Annotated in this window: 12 protein-coding genes; 7 read left to right on the forward strand and 5 right to left on the reverse strand. The window is 60.4% G+C overall.

Going from position 1 to position 13,447, the window contains the following annotated elements:
* The first annotated feature begins 24 nt into the window (after positions 1-24).
* Entirely contained in the window at positions 25-237 is a 213-nt protein-coding gene (locus BLR08_RS30770; RefSeq protein WP_218131589.1) for a hypothetical protein, read from the forward strand.
* A gap of 651 nt (positions 238-888) precedes the next feature.
* On the opposite strand, the gene BLR08_RS19285 is transcribed toward BLR08_RS30770, so the two are convergent.
* A complete protein-coding gene (locus BLR08_RS19285) occupies positions 889-2,781 on the reverse strand; it encodes an alpha/beta fold hydrolase (RefSeq protein WP_072333592.1) in 1,893 nt (630 codons plus the stop codon).
* 134 nt (positions 2,782-2,915) lie between these two features.
* A complete protein-coding gene (locus BLR08_RS19290; protein WP_083537356.1) occupies positions 2,916-3,527 on the reverse strand; it encodes a TetR/AcrR family transcriptional regulator in 612 nt (203 codons plus the stop codon).
* A gap of 274 nt (positions 3,528-3,801) precedes the next feature.
* Here BLR08_RS19290 and BLR08_RS19295 point away from each other — a divergent pair, with 274 nt between their 5' ends.
* The gene (locus BLR08_RS19295; RefSeq protein ID WP_072333599.1) at positions 3,802-5,139 is read left to right on the forward strand and encodes an MEDS domain-containing protein; all 1,338 of its coding nucleotides are present in this window, start codon (positions 3,802-3,804) and stop codon (positions 5,137-5,139) included.
* Positions 5,140-5,325: 186 nt separating this feature from the next.
* Here the strand turns inward: BLR08_RS19295 and BLR08_RS19300 are convergent, their stop codons facing one another.
* Positions 5,326-6,228, reverse strand: a complete 903-nt coding sequence (locus BLR08_RS19300) for a phosphatase PAP2 family protein (protein WP_072333602.1) — start codon at positions 6,226-6,228, stop codon at positions 5,326-5,328.
* A gap of 190 nt (positions 6,229-6,418) precedes the next feature.
* Between BLR08_RS19300 and BLR08_RS19305 the strand changes: the two genes are divergently transcribed.
* The 4 genes from BLR08_RS19305 (at position 6,419) to BLR08_RS19320 (ending at position 10,704) form a co-directional block, all read left to right on the forward strand.
* Positions 6,419-7,381 carry a TRM11 family SAM-dependent methyltransferase gene (locus tag BLR08_RS19305; RefSeq protein WP_072333605.1) on the forward strand — a complete coding sequence of 321 codons (963 nt, stop codon included), beginning with the start codon at positions 6,419-6,421 and terminating at the stop codon, positions 7,379-7,381.
* Between the two features lie 170 nt (positions 7,382-7,551).
* The gene (locus tag BLR08_RS19310) at positions 7,552-8,883 is read left to right on the forward strand and encodes an MFS transporter (protein ID WP_072333608.1); all 1,332 of its coding nucleotides are present in this window, start codon (positions 7,552-7,554) and stop codon (positions 8,881-8,883) included.
* Positions 8,880-9,842 carry a polysaccharide deacetylase family protein gene (locus BLR08_RS19315; protein ID WP_072333611.1) on the forward strand — a complete coding sequence of 321 codons (963 nt, stop codon included), beginning with the start codon at positions 8,880-8,882 and terminating at the stop codon, positions 9,840-9,842. The genes BLR08_RS19310 and BLR08_RS19315 overlap by 4 nt, the downstream gene beginning before the upstream one ends.
* Positions 9,843-9,891: 49 nt before the next feature.
* Entirely contained in the window at positions 9,892-10,704 is an 813-nt protein-coding gene (locus BLR08_RS19320) for a serine/threonine protein kinase (RefSeq protein WP_072333613.1), read from the forward strand.
* A gap of 62 nt (positions 10,705-10,766) precedes the next feature.
* Here BLR08_RS19320 and BLR08_RS19325 read toward each other — a convergent pair whose 3' ends face one another.
* Positions 10,767-10,958: a hypothetical protein gene (locus BLR08_RS19325; protein ID WP_072333616.1), complete on the reverse strand. Its 192-nt coding sequence runs from the start codon at positions 10,956-10,958 to the stop codon at positions 10,767-10,769.
* A 479-nt stretch (positions 10,959-11,437) separates the two neighbouring features.
* Between BLR08_RS19325 and abc-f the strand changes: the two genes are divergently transcribed.
* Positions 11,438-13,111: a ribosomal protection-like ABC-F family protein gene (abc-f, locus tag BLR08_RS19330; RefSeq protein ID WP_072333619.1), complete on the forward strand. Its 1,674-nt coding sequence runs from the start codon at positions 11,438-11,440 to the stop codon at positions 13,109-13,111.
* Here abc-f and BLR08_RS19335 read toward each other — a convergent pair.
* A complete protein-coding gene (locus tag BLR08_RS19335; RefSeq protein WP_072333622.1) occupies positions 13,075-13,299 on the reverse strand; it encodes a hypothetical protein in 225 nt (74 codons plus the stop codon). The genes abc-f and BLR08_RS19335 overlap by 37 nt on opposite strands.
* Positions 13,300-13,447 lie beyond the last annotated feature (148 nt).

Genomic DNA, 13,447 nt, shown 5'->3' on the forward strand with positions numbered 1-13,447 from the left:
TTATTACTGAAGTATACTGCCAGTTTGGATAGCTTTTTGAAAGCAGCTACACGTCATGCCCGTACGAAAGCAAAAGAAGCTCACAGCTCGTTGATTTATGAAGAAGATGGCAAGATGTTTAAGGAATATCCGTCCGGGCTTAAGATGGAACTTATTCAGGAAAACGGCCTTAAAGAGTCGGTAGAGCAGCTGGAGAAGCAAGTAGCGGACCTGGGAGAAAGTCTCAAGGCAGGTTAATGATTCGCTTCATACGGAGCAGCAGCGTCATGAGCTTAGGCAGCTCACTCATGAGCAAGACCGAAATACGCCTGACTTGGAAAGATGAGAGTAAGTAAGAAGCTGCCGGACAAATTGACCTGAAACCGCCTGGCAACTAGGGACCAATCCCCAGTGCGAAGGCGTTTTTTTAATGCCGGGTGGAAGGACTACGCAGGGGAGTAGGAACGTTCTTGGTAGTGCCAGAAAGGCGGCTCTTTACTGGCAACGCCTCGCCTGGATCCTGAAGCTGAAAGAACTGAACCAAAAATTCGATAAACTGGCCACGAAACCCCACCACCCACTAAAGATCCAAGCGAACAATGGGAAAGCACCGCTGTTCCATTGGGCCATTTGCCGGCGCCAAGGGCGAGCGCCAGCAGCCGTGGGTACCCGGTGGCGTGGAGGGGCAAAGGATGAAAGGCGTGGTAACGGAAGTAAGCGACGCTAAGGATCGCTGACTTCCGCAAGAATGGCCAGGTCGCCAGAAAGGCGGCTCTACGGAACGGTGAGTTCCGTTAGCATACCGAGCTATTCGCCCACTTGCCGTTTGTCCGCAGGAAGCATCGGGCCTTCAGGCGTTTTGCTTGCATTCCGATCGGCGAGCATCGGCCGCTTCTAGCCGGATCACCGTCACCGGGCGGACAAGACTCTTTCTCCTATCCACTCGGCAGTTTCGCCGGGATGGGAGACCGGGAAATAATGGCCATAGTCGCCGTAGTAGACGGTCGGGACACCGGAGGCAGCAGGACCTGCACCCCCTGCTGCGGATAGGCGTTCGGGCAGACGGTAGGCGCGGTCCTTCACGCCCCATAGCACGGACATGGGAGGGCCCACAGTCCCCCAAGCCACGGCATCTTCTCCCGAGGCCAGCAAAGCGAGCGCGTCGGCCGTCGTAGCTCGAACCCTCGTCGATCCGAGTTCGGCGAGCGCGTGAGCGATGAAGCTGTCCGGGACGGGATGCCCGGCAGGAAAGCTGGCTTCGGCCTCCAGCAGACGCCGAAGCCGGTCGGCCGTCATCCGGCGCAGTCCGAGCCGCAGCAGGCTGCGCGGCAGGCGATAGCGCGCCGGAGCGGGAGAAAGCGTCGGCTGCAGCAGCAAGGCGGCGGAGACCAGCTCCGGGGCGGCGTCGCGCAGCCGCAAGGCAATGAGCGCGCCGAAGGAATGGCCGACCAAGGTGACGGGCGTGCCGGCGGTCCGGACCGCTTCGGCGACGGCCCGGACGAAGCCGCCGAGGAAGCGGTCCCCGGCTTCGCCATGGAACGGAGAGCGGCCGAAGCCGGACAGGTCCGCAAGCCATAATGGCCTCTGACGGAGCGGCTCCGGCAGCCGTTCCGCTACAGGCAGCCATGTATCCGCGCTCCCGAGCAGGCCGTGAAGGAAGACGATGGGAGCGCCGTCGCCGCCGCGCTCCAGCGTAGCGAGCGGACCGCGCTTGCCGCGCGTGAAGCCGGAATCGGTTTCGACGGCAGAGCCGGCGGGATGATGCAGCCGATAGTCCAGATCCGCGACTACATGGGGGAAATGCTTCACCTCCAGGGGCGGAAGTCCCTGAGCACGCTGCAGCTTGAACAGGGAGTCCATCGGATATTCGCCGTCCGCGAGGAAGTCCAGGGATTCCGGAGGCACCCCGAGCCAATTGCCTGCGGGGCTATGCATCAGACGGCGGACCGGGCCGATAGGAATAGGGCTTACCGGTCCGGGGACGCGCAGCGTACGGGCGATATCGGCGACAAGCTCGCCCAGCGGACGCCGGTTGTTCAGCAGATAATAGGTATCCCCGGCCGGGATTTTCTGCAGCGCCAGCTCCCGGACGGCTTCAGCTATCTGATCTGCGTGAATGAGCGGCAGCCAGTGCGTAGCGCCGCCGGGAACGAGCGGCATCCGGCCCCGGGCGACGGCGGTGACGAGCAGCCCGAGCCCTGCCGTCTGCTCGGTGCTTCCTGTAGCGGTATCGCCGATGACAACGCCCGGATGGACGACGGACAAGGGATAGCCGTCCTGATGCGCGCTTTGCCGCAGCCGCCAGTCGGCCATAAATTTGGCGCGTTCATAAGGCGGCTGCCCCTTCATCAGCTGCTCCGGCAGAGGCTTGTGAGCGTCCTCGGCAGTGACGGGGCTTTTGAAGCCGACCAGATGAATGAGGTGCCGCAAGCCTCTCGCTTGATGGATGTGCCGGGCCAGCCGGGCCAGCTCGCCCGAAGCCTGATCGAAGACAGAGGCGGCCTCCGCTTCTCCCAGCGTGATATTCATGGGCCCGCCGGCATGAATGATCACATCCGTCTTGTCGCACAGGCGCTTATAGTCCTGTTCCGTCAGACCCAGCTTGGGCCGGCTGAGGTCGCCCAGGACGGGCTCGATTCCATCCGCCTGGGAGAGGCCGGTGTGGCGAAGCAGGCTCCGGAAGCTACCTTCCGTGCGGACCAGAAGCTGCAGCCGCCTCCCGGGTCCGGCGAGGGCGGAGGTGATCCGCTTGCCGATAAAGCCGGTACCTCCGGTCAAAAAGATAGTAAGGGTGTCAGGCATGGCATAGTCTCCTTGTCATATGAATTAGTACTGAACGGTACTACAAAAGGGAAAAGAAAACTTTAGCTGGACGCTAAAGTTTGGATCCGGCTTCGCTCAGCCGTTCGCGGCCCCGGCTGCTTCCCGAAGGAAGCTCAGGAAGAAGGGAGAGACGATGTGCCGGCAGGCTGCAGGAGCAGGCTCAGAGAATCGAGCAGATGGGCCTTGATCCCCTCGTCTGCTGTCGCGTGGGAGAGAAACAAGGCTCCTTCTACCGCGGATACGAGGACGGAGGCCAGCTGATCGGGAGGCAGCGCTGGCTTCAGCTCGCCCGCTGCCGCTCCTTCCTGCAGAAGTCCCTGTACAAGCTCCCGCTGGCTCCGGAAAAAACGCCCGATCCGGGCTTTGCCCTCCGGCCATTCCCCTGCCGTCTGTGTGTACAAGGTCAGAAACGGGCATCCGCCCAAGCTGCTCTTGACCTCATTCTGCTCGTACAAGGCCAGCACCAGCCTTTGCAGTCTGGCGGCGACCGGCAGTTCCGCAAGCCCTGCGATGTGCAGCGCCTGCGATTGGTAGTGATCGATCATCCGGTCGACGATCGCCCCGAGCAGCTCTTCTTTGCCTTTGAAATGATAATAAATGTTAGTTTTGGCGACTCCGCTGGCTTTCACCAGGTCATCCATAGAGGTTACCGCAAATCCCTTGGTCAAAAACATCTCGGAAGCAACATCCAAAATTCGGTCGCGATTGGAACGTTTTGTTTTCATAATTAGTACTATACAGTACTAAAAAATAGCTGTCAATTGCAAAATGGCCTACGTGACATGCACAATTCGTGGATTTTCGTAAGATTTCGCATAATTTCACTCGGCAATATCCGGATATTGCGTTGTCTTTTCACCGTGGAAAGCTATAATAAAAGTAAAGCCTTACGGTGCTGAACCTATTTCAAACGCGCTGATAACGAATACGTGAGACCCCTGCAAGCTTCTCGTTCGTCTCGGAACAGCGGTAGGAAACGAACATATCGGAGGAACAAGAATGGCTCCGCAAAACAGTATCCCTTTAACCAACAAGATCCAAGTGCAAAGCGGCTCGCATATTGTGTATTTTTTTAGCGATTACGATAAGTATATCGATAACGCCGTTTCCTTCATCAGATCGGGAATGGAGCTCGCCCAGCATGTCATCATCATCGACACTCGGGAGATGTACGAAGCGATGGAGCGCAAGCTTCTAGCGGAGTCGGATGCGGAACAATGGCGTGAGAGGCTGCATTATATGAATCAGGCCGATTTCTACGAAACCTACCGGGATTTTCATTTCCAGAGAATATTGTCGAATCTGGATGGGATTGTCCAGCCATTCGTGGCTAGCATGACCGACGTTCGGGTATGGGGGCAGGTGGGCTGGAAGCCCCAGGACCATATACCGGATAAGATCCTCCAATATGAGGCCGAGTGCGATGCGGTGCTGAGCAAGCATGGGTTTCTAACCGTATGCGCTTACGACGCCAATATAGTGGCTGCTGCGGTGCAGCTGAAAGCGCTGCAGTCCCATCCGTATCTGATGACTGACGAAGCGCTTGTATTATCCGGCCTGTATCAGCGTAAAGAAGGCGATGCGGCGGTTCTTCCCATACTTTCCGCTCAGCAGGAGCTGGAGTCGCAGATGGACCTGTACAAGCAGAAGCTCGACTTCGCCCATGTGGTATCGCATGAAGTCCGCAACCCGCTCACGGTTATTAAAGCGTATTCCACCCTGCTGATGAACAAGGTTCAGGAGCCGGAGGACCGGGATAAGTTGAAGGCGATCTGCGATTACGTCATGCTGATCGACAATGAAATCTCCCATATCATCAATACGGAGCAGATGCTTTCGACGGATGCGTTGTGGAGACGCAAGCTGACGATTCCGCGGGATTTGCTGCTGGAAGTGATGGAGATGATGGATGTGAAGGCTAGAACCCAGAATATCCTGTTTCATCCCGACATTCGTCTGGAGGGCGGTGAGCGGCTGCTCAGCAATGCGACGGGCTTCAAGCTCATTGTCTCCAATATTATCAGCAACGCGATCAAATATAGCGAGGAGGGCCGCCCCGTTAATTTCAGCGCCTATTGCCAGGATGGCTTCCTTGTCCTGGAAACGGAAGATTTTGGCGTCGGTATGACCGAGAGCCAACTGGGGCGGCTTTTTCAGAAATATGAAAAAACGAACGATCAGAAGGGCGGACAGGGCATTGGCCTGTTTATGGTCAAGCAGCTGGTCGAGCATCATCATGGACATATCGAGGTTCGCAGCCGCGTCGGGGAAGGCACGAAGATGACGGTAAGGCTCCCGATGAAGGAGACTGCCGCCGCCGAGACGGCAACCTTTTGAGAAATGCCTGCAAGCTCGTGCAAACGGTCGGGCAGGCCAAGGGACCTTGCGCTCTCTGGAGCGAAGGTCCCTTGTTGTCGTAAATCGGGATCGAGCGGCGCCGGGGCACGGACTGCCAGGCAGACGCTCAAGCGCTCTCGGTTCCTTGCGCCCTCCGAGAGGGCTTCGGATGCTCCCGGGGCCGGGTCAGAGCCTCACGTCCGGACCGGAGGGATCTTGCCCGCGTTGACCGCGGTAAGACTTCATACCGCTGTAAGGCAGCTCCAGCGGCATATACCGCCAGAGGAGAAGGAACAGCAGGATCGTGATACTGGCGCCGACCAGCAGGTCGGAGGCGTAATGCGCTCCGGCCACGAGCCGGCTGAAGGAAGTGGCGAGGCCCCAGAGCAGCGCCGCGATCCAGGCGGCTCTTAGGATAGCGGGCCTTGCCAGCGCGGCCGACGCATAGACCGGCAGCAGCAGCAGAGCCCAGCTGTTGGCCGCGTGGGACGATGGGAAGGACCGGTTGCCTGTCCTTCCCATCGGCGTATACCAGGCGGTATAGTCCGTATAGCCGGGCAGCAGATCGCGGAAGCGGACCCGGCCCCATACTGACTTGAGCGAGTGGACGAGCGCAAGCTCGCCGCCGACCAGCAGCAGCGTCAGCCAAGCGGCCCGGTGAAGGCGGGTCAGCCGCTCGGCCGGCATCCGCAGCAGCGCAAGCTGGGCGGCAATCGCTGCCGCGGCCAGCAGCAATACCGCCAGCGCCCACTGGAGCGCCGAGAGCTCCATGCCGAGCCCGCGCCCGGCCGTCATATGGACCAGCGCGAGGCCGGCGGTCAACTGGACGGCCAGCGCGAGCAGACGCTGGAGCAGCCGGGTCCTCGCGGGGAGCAGCCGGGCCGCGCTGAACAGCAGCTGTCCCGCCGTCCATACGAGCAGCATGGCGGGATGCTCGCCGTAGATCTCGAACCACCGCGCCCAGCTTGCGCCGGGAGAGGCCAGCGCCAGCGATATTTGCAGGTCACGCTGTCCGAACCAGAGAGCCAGCGCCGCCCAGAGGGCCAGGCAGCCGGCGGCTGCGGCGCATGTATAACGTCGGGAGTTCATAGGGGCTGCAGCTCCTTATCCGGAATAGGATGCCGGTGAATTGGAATAAGCATCATTATAAGCGATGGAGCGAGAGGTTGTCAGTAGAAGCGGCATCTGCCAAAGATGGCCATTGGCCAAGCTGTTCGCCCCATGGCCAATATTCAAATTCAATACGAGAGCCGTCCTCCGGGCGGCCGGAAAGTGTGGAATGGCAAGCATGACAGACAACGAGCGCTATCTGTACACTTACGCTTTCCATGAGGATGAAGCGGACTTGTGCGCATTGGAGCAGCGGACTTGGTTCGGAGCCTCCTGCGCCGAAGCCGGAGCGGCCACTTGGATCGAAAGCGGCTTGCGGCTGGACCCGAGCCGCAGTCCGTTCATGAAGCAGCGCCTTCGCATTCGCTGCGCAGGAGGCTCCGCCGAAGACATCGCGGATCAGGCGGGCGCTATGGAGCTGGACGGCGCTTCCTTCAAGGTCATCTTCGTCCCGGCCGACGGGGATGCGGACTACGGGCAAAAGCGCGAGCTGGAGCGCTTGGTCGGAAGCCGGGTGCGCGGACGGGCCGAGATGCGCGCGCCAGACCTGCGCTTCGGCCTGGCCAGGCTGCCGGACCGCTGGGTGTTCGGGGAGCTGCTGGACCAGGAGGCCGTCTGGCTCCGGCATAAGGACAAGCCGCGGCCGTACTCCACGGCTTTGAGCACCCGGGTCGCCCGGGCCATCGTCAATATTGCCATCCCGTACCCCGATGGAATCCGGGCCGTCGATCCGTGCTGCGGCATCGGCACTGTGCTTATCGAAGCGCTGTCGATGGGCATCGATATCGAAGGCTTCGACATCAATCCGCTGGCCGTGACGGGCGCCCGGGTGAATCTCCGTCATTTCGGCTACAGCCGTCCGGAACTTGTGCGCATCCGGGACATCCGCGACCATACGGGCCGTTATGATACGGCTATATTGGATCTGCCTTATAATCTGTGCTCCAGGCTGTCGGCGGACGAGCAGCTGGCGCTGCTGCAAAGCGCCGGCCGCCTGGCGGACCGCGTGATTGTCGTCGCGATGGAGCCGGTGGACGAGCAGGCCGGGAAGGCCGGGCTGCGTGTCAAGGACGGCTGCGCGGTACGGAAAGGCTCTTTCTCCCGCTATGTCGCGGTGTGCGAAGCGGAGTAGGGCCTTGGATTCCGCGAAGCCGGCAGAAGGAATGTCGGCGAACGACGATGAATAGGAATAGAGGATACTGCAGCTGCCAAGCAGGCTGCTTGCCGAACGCGCTTACGCCATGATCTCGGCAGCCGGGTGCAGGGGCAGATCACACTTTTTGCATGCGGAGGAATCTTGCGATGCGCCAAACCTTTGTGAACTCCCCGATAGCCTATGCGCTTGGGATGTTTGCCATGATGATCCCGAGCCAGGCCTTCAGCGCCTTCTACAGTTATTATTATGTAGAGAAGCTGGGTCTCGGCATAGGGCTGGCTACGTTGGCCCGGACGGTTTATTTGATCTGGGATGCGGCGAACCAGCCGCTGGCCGGCTATTGGTCTGACCGGACAAGAACGCGCTTCGGCCGGCGCAAGCCGTGGATATGGTTTTCTATTCCGTTTTTCATGCTGACCTTCTGCATGATCTTCTCTGTGCCCCAAGGCTTGTCCGGGCATGGCTTGTTTCTCTGGTTTCTCGTCGCGCTCGTGCTCTTCGAAGGGGTGGCGACGATCATCTGGGTCAATTACGGCGCGCTGTTCCCCGAGCTGTTCCGGGGTGAGCGGCTGCGGGCGAAGGCTTCCGCGATCCAGCAAGGCTTTCAAATCGCGGCTATCCTGATCGGCTCGGCGGTCACGCCTCTGCTTTTTGCCTGGATGGGCTTCGGATATATGTCGCTTGTATATGCTGTCCTGTTCGCCGTCTGCATGCTGCTCTGCATGGCCTCTGTCCGCGAGGATGAGCAGATCCGCCAGGAGCCCGCTCTGCCGCTGAAGGAAGCATTTCGGGCCACGCTGCAGAACCGGGAATTTTGGATTTTCAATATTGCCAATTCGTTCGCGCAAACCGTCAACGGGCTTGTCAGCTCGATGATTCCGTTTTATGCCAAATACGTGCTGCAAATCCCCGAATCCCAGGTGTCGATTCTGCTTGCCTCCGTCTTCGTCTCCGTCATTCCTCTGGTCACGGTCTGGTACTGGATTGTCCGGAAGCTGGGCGGGGTGCGCAGCTGGAGGCTGTCGCTGGCCGCCTACGGGCTGTCCGTCATTCCGCTCTGGTTCGGCAGCAGTCTGGCGAGCGGCATCGCGGCGGGCATCCTGGTCGGCTTCGGGCTTGCGGGCTTCTTGGTGACGCCACCCGTCCTCAGCAGCCGGATCATCGACCGCGACTATGAGCGGACGGGGCAGCGGAGAGAAGGCGTCTACACGGCGGTCGGCGGTTTTATTACGCGCTCCAGCGGGCTGATCTCGGCGCTGGCTTTCTGGATCGTCGGCATGACGTTCGGTTATGTCAGCGGGGATAACCCGGGCCCTGATCCGGCGGGCACCTTCCGGGTGCTGATCAGCGTGGTTCCGGCATGCCTGCTGGTCATTTCATTTCTGTTGTCGCTGACGATCATGAGGAACGGCGAGTCTGGGCGCGGCTCTGGCTCTGGCCGGCACAATCACCTGCAAGGAGGCGGGCCGGTACGATGAAAACCTTCCCGAGCAAGGCCGGATCTCCCGGCACCTGTCTTATCCTGAACTGTGACGATTTCGGGCAGAGCCGGGCGGCAAATGAGGCGATCATGCATCTGCTGGAGGAAAACAGGGTGTCCTCGGCTACGATTATGCCGCCCGCCCCGGCTTTCGGAGAAGCGGCGGCATGGTGCCGCCGGAGGGAGGAGCGCCGCATAGGTCTGCATCTGACGTTGACGAGCGAATTCGCGGGCTACCGCTGGGCAAGCTTGACCGGTGCCGCTTCTCTTCAGGACGGCGACGGCTATCTGCATCCGACCGTCGAAGCTTTCGAGCGAAATGCCGCGGCTCGCGAGGTGCGGCGCGAGCTGCAGGCTCAATATGACACCGCCGTGGGGGCGGGCATCCGGCTTTCGCATGTCGACAACCATATGGGCAGTTTGTACGGCCTTGCCACCGGCAGGAGCTATTTGCCGGATGTGCTGTGGCGCTGCTCCCGCTGGGGTCTGCCGTTCCGGCTGTTCCGATACATCGATCCGAGAGACAGCTTCCTGGCCTCCATCCCGGGGGCGCAGCAGGCGCTTCGCAAAGTTGTGGCGCTTGCCGATACGCTTGGCGTTCCGCTGCCCGACTATCTGCTTACGCATCCTTACCATGTCCAGGAGGGCGAGACGTACGCCAGCTTCAAGCAGATGCTGATCCGCAAGCTCTATGAGCTGCCGGAGGGCGTGGTGGAGACGTATATCCATCCGGCGGCTCAAGACGCCGAGATGAGCAGGCTGATTCCTTCATGGGAAAAGCGTGTCTGGGAATACCGGCTGATGCTTGACGAAGACTTTGCTTATGCGCTGCGCGACGCGAGGGTGACGCTTGCCGACTACTCCTACGTGCAAGCGCATCGCCGCCGCCCCAGGCTGAGGGGAACGGCTTCGCTGCTCGGGCTGCTGCTGCCCGGCGGGCGGGGAGAGAAGCCATGATTTGGAGGGCGGCTGCCTTCCGCTAGTGACGGAACAGGAGGTGTGAGCGTTGATCGGCTATTTGCGCGGCGTGTATCAGACCTGGGTCGATTATCCGCTGCCCGAAGGCTACCGTCTGAACGGACAATATGAGCTGAAGCGGCTGCTGGGCGCGGGGAGCTACGGGCTGGCCTATCTGGCCGAGGACGGGCATAACGGGCAGCCTGTCGTGCTCAAGCAGGCCAAGCCCAGCAAGCGGAATCTGGGCCGCAGCCTGCTGGTGCGGGAGCATGAGGCTCTGCGGACGCTGGCCCATCCTCATATTCCGGCCTGCGGCGAACTGATCGAAGACGGCCGCAGGCTGTGGCTTCCGATTGAATGGGTGGACGGGGCTACGGTGGAGGATCTGATCTTCGAGCAGGGGCGGGGGTTTACCGAGCTGGAGAGCTTGAACCTCTTGCGCAGGCTGCTGCCGGTCGTGCAATTCGTGCACGAGCGGGGCTGGGTGCATCTCGATCTCCGGATTCCCAATGTGATGGAACGTTCGGGGCGGCTGATGCTGATCGACTTCGGCCTCGCCCGCCGGATCGGCGACATGGACGGGCTGGAGAAGCCGCAGGATCAGGAAGAGGAGTGGCGGCGGCTGCCGGTGGTGGAGAGCGATCTGTATGCGCTCGGTCACCTGCTGCTGTTTCTGCTGTACTCGTCTTACGAAGAAAAGGAGGACGAGGCGGGCGATTGGCGGGAGGAGCTGGTCGTCTCCCCTGCCACCCGGCATCTGCTGGGCAAGCTGATGAAGCTGGAGCAAGGCTTCTCCGGCGCGGCCGAGCTGTCCGAAGCGGTCGACCTGGCAATAGCGGCGCTGAGCGCCGCAAAAAAATAAGAGCCCTTCGGGCATGAAGCGAAGGGCTGGAAGTTTTTCTCGTTATTGGTGATCGCCAGCAGTTAGGAGCTGGAATATCCTTTTTTCTTATAGTAGCCGGAGCCGTAGGAGCGATGCTGCTGGTAGCGGTGAGACGACGAATGCCGCATTGGACCTGGACGATGGCGGCGTCCGGAGCTGCTGCCGTAGTAGCGGCGGGGGCGTTTGGAATGAAGCGCGCTGTCCATAATCTTGCCTAGAAGACGTCTCAACATGCGAATTCCTCCTTTGCTTTGTTCGGATGGTTTACGCAGCACAGGCATGGAAAGTTTCACTATAACGGGGATTTCACTTGTTTCGGGCCGTTTTTTGGACTAAAATGGGCTGCATGAGGGTCTGTGGGACCCAACTTGAGAAAGGTGGTATTGGTTGCCGATGTGGACACTTCGCTTGGCTGTATAACCTCCAGATACCGGAATGGCTATGCAGACACGCGCTTGCCTGATGATGCACAGGTTCAGGCGAGCGGGCGTGACGAGAGGCTGACGTCTGTCGTCCGCGCCGTATTCGAACGATTGCAGCAGTCCTGCTGCCGGCATTCGTCGATACCGAGAAGTACCCGCGTCGCAACGGAATGAACCGCCTGATCGGAGCCTGCTTGTTTCCGTATAGGTTTGTTTGGCCGTGGGTGCGCACTGCATTCACGGTTTTTGGCGTTCTCGTCCAATCTAACGACATGCGGGGAGGCGGATTTATGCGAGTCATAGCATTCGAAGAAGTTGCGAAACTATACGGGGATCATTCTGTGCTCGATAAGGCGTCCTTTTACCTTACTAAAGGGGAAAGGGTGGCGCTCGTCGGGGAAAATGGCGCGGGCAAATCGACCTTGCTGAAGCTGGCGGCGGGGCTGGAGGAACCCGATGAAGGAACGGTAACTACGGCGCCGCATGTCCGGGTCGGTTATTTGCCTCAGACGGTGGAGGTAAGTGAGGAACAGACGGTAGACAAGTATCTGGAGGAGGCGCTGGGCGAGATTCGGCGGCTGCAGGCGGAGATGGTCAGGCAGACGGAGGCCATGTCAGGTATGGAGGGCAAAAGCGGGGAGGAAGGCCGGGCGGAAGCTGCGCTGAAGGCTTACGGGCAAGCTGCCGAACGCTTCGAAGCGCTTGGCGGTTATGAAGCGGAATACAGAACGTCCGTCGCGATGGAGGGACTGGGTCTGGGGCGGCTCTCGCGTGACCGGCGGGTAGGGACGCTGTCGGGCGGGGAGAAGCGGAGGCTGGCGCTGGCGGCGCTGCTCGCGTCCTCCCCGGAATGCATGCTGCTGGACGAGCCGACCAATCATCTCGACGAGCAGTCGCTGCACTGGCTGGAGCGGTATCTGAGCGGCTATAGGGGGACGGTGCTGTATGCCTCCCATGACCGGCTGTTCATCAATCGTACGGCTACGGGCATTCTGGAGATCGATGAGGCGACTAGGCGCTGCTCCTCTTATGCGGGCAATTATGAAGCGTACCGGGAGAAGAAACGGCAGGAAAGGCTGCGATGGCAGGAAGCTTACGAACGGGAGCAGCAGGAGATCCGGGAACTGCGCCGGCAGGTCAAGGAGACGGCCTATCTCGTGGGGCATAACCGGCCGGCGACCGATCCCGACAAGTTTGTCAAGCATTTCGCCGGGGAACGGGTGCAGCGGCGCATCTCGCAAAATATTCGAAGCGCTGAAAAAAAGCTGGAGCGCATAGAATCAAATCCGGTGGCCAAGCCTCCTGAGCCGTTAAGCTTCCGAGTCCGGCTGGAGCGCGAGGGCTCCGATCTGTCCCCGTGGATCCGTGCGGATGGGGTGGCCTATACGGCCGAGGAAAGCGGCGGGCTGCTGCTGGAAGGGCTGACCTTCTGCCTGGAGGGGGAAGAGCGGCTGCTGGTCGCCGGGCCGAATGGCTCCGGCAAAACGACGCTGCTGCGCCTGCTGACCGGCGAACTGCAGCCGTCCCGGGGGACGGTGGAGATATCGTCCGGGGCCCGCATCGGGTATTGGGAGCAGGAACCGGCGCTTACTCCGGAGGAGCGGGAGCGGACGGTGCTGGAGCTGTACCGGTATGGGCGGCCCGGCTTCCTGGAGGATCATACCCGCGAGCTGCTGGACACGGGACTGTTCGGCGCCGCCGAATTCAGCCGCCGGGTCTCGGAGCTGAGCCCGGGGCAGCTGCGGAAGCTGCTGCTGGCCAGACTGATAGCCGCGCGTCCGGACATTTTGCTGCTGGATGAGCCGACCAATCATCTGAGCCTGGAGCTGGTGGAGCAGCTCGAACAGGCGATCCGAGCCTTTCCCGGCCCGGTCCTGGTCGTCAGCCATGACCGCTGGCTGATCGACCGGTTCACCGGCGGCTTCCTTTACTTGACCCCGGGAAATCGTTTCTCGAGCGATTGAAGCAGCTCCAGGTAGCCGTCCCGCAGCTCTGCCATCGTGATCAGCTCGGGGACACTGGCCCGTTCCTCTTCCGAATGGGAGCCGAGAATGCTGCTCAGACCTTCATAGTTGAATTGCAGCTCCTTGTGAGTCTGAATAAGCTTCTCGATCACGACGCCGATCAGGTTGGCGTAAGTATCCGTTGACATAGGGCGCTCCTCCTTGCGACTGCTGACAGTCTGTTATGGTACTAATGAACGTAGCATACGAACCCCCGGTCCATCAACTGGGAGCAGGGGGCGCTTTTCCGTGAGCCGGGTCTTTGGACTCGGAAATTCGTTAGTGCTTAAGAATCAC

This window comes from Paenibacillus sp. cl123 (assembly GCF_900101595.1).
Lineage (GTDB): Bacteria > Bacillota > Bacilli > Paenibacillales > NBRC-103111 > Paenibacillus_G.

What these genes read in the sequence shown, in the direction of transcription:
- BLR08_RS19325 (WP_072333616.1), bottom strand. Translation starts at nt 10,958, where the DNA reads ATGTTGAGACGTCTTCTAGGCAAGATTATGGACAGCGCGCTTCATTCC.
- BLR08_RS19290 (WP_083537356.1), bottom strand. Translation starts at nt 3,527, where the DNA reads ATGAAAACAAAACGTTCCAATCGCGACCGAATTTTGGATGTTGCTTCC.
- BLR08_RS19300 (WP_072333602.1), bottom strand. Translation starts at nt 6,228, where the DNA reads ATGAACTCCCGACGTTATACATGCGCCGCAGCCGCCGGCTGCCTGGCC.
- BLR08_RS19295 (WP_072333599.1), top strand. Translation starts at nt 3,802, where the DNA reads ATGGCTCCGCAAAACAGTATCCCTTTAACCAACAAGATCCAAGTGCAA.
- BLR08_RS19285 (WP_072333592.1), bottom strand. Translation starts at nt 2,781, where the DNA reads ATGCCTGACACCCTTACTATCTTTTTGACCGGAGGTACCGGCTTTATC.
- BLR08_RS19310 (WP_072333608.1), top strand. Translation starts at nt 7,552, where the DNA reads ATGCGCCAAACCTTTGTGAACTCCCCGATAGCCTATGCGCTTGGGATG.
- BLR08_RS19305 (WP_072333605.1), top strand. Translation starts at nt 6,419, where the DNA reads ATGGCAAGCATGACAGACAACGAGCGCTATCTGTACACTTACGCTTTC.
- BLR08_RS19315 (WP_072333611.1), top strand. Translation starts at nt 8,880, where the DNA reads ATGAAAACCTTCCCGAGCAAGGCCGGATCTCCCGGCACCTGTCTTATC.
- abc-f (WP_072333619.1), top strand. Translation starts at nt 11,438, where the DNA reads ATGCGAGTCATAGCATTCGAAGAAGTTGCGAAACTATACGGGGATCAT.
- BLR08_RS19335 (WP_072333622.1), bottom strand. Translation starts at nt 13,299, where the DNA reads ATGTCAACGGATACTTACGCCAACCTGATCGGCGTCGTGATCGAGAAG.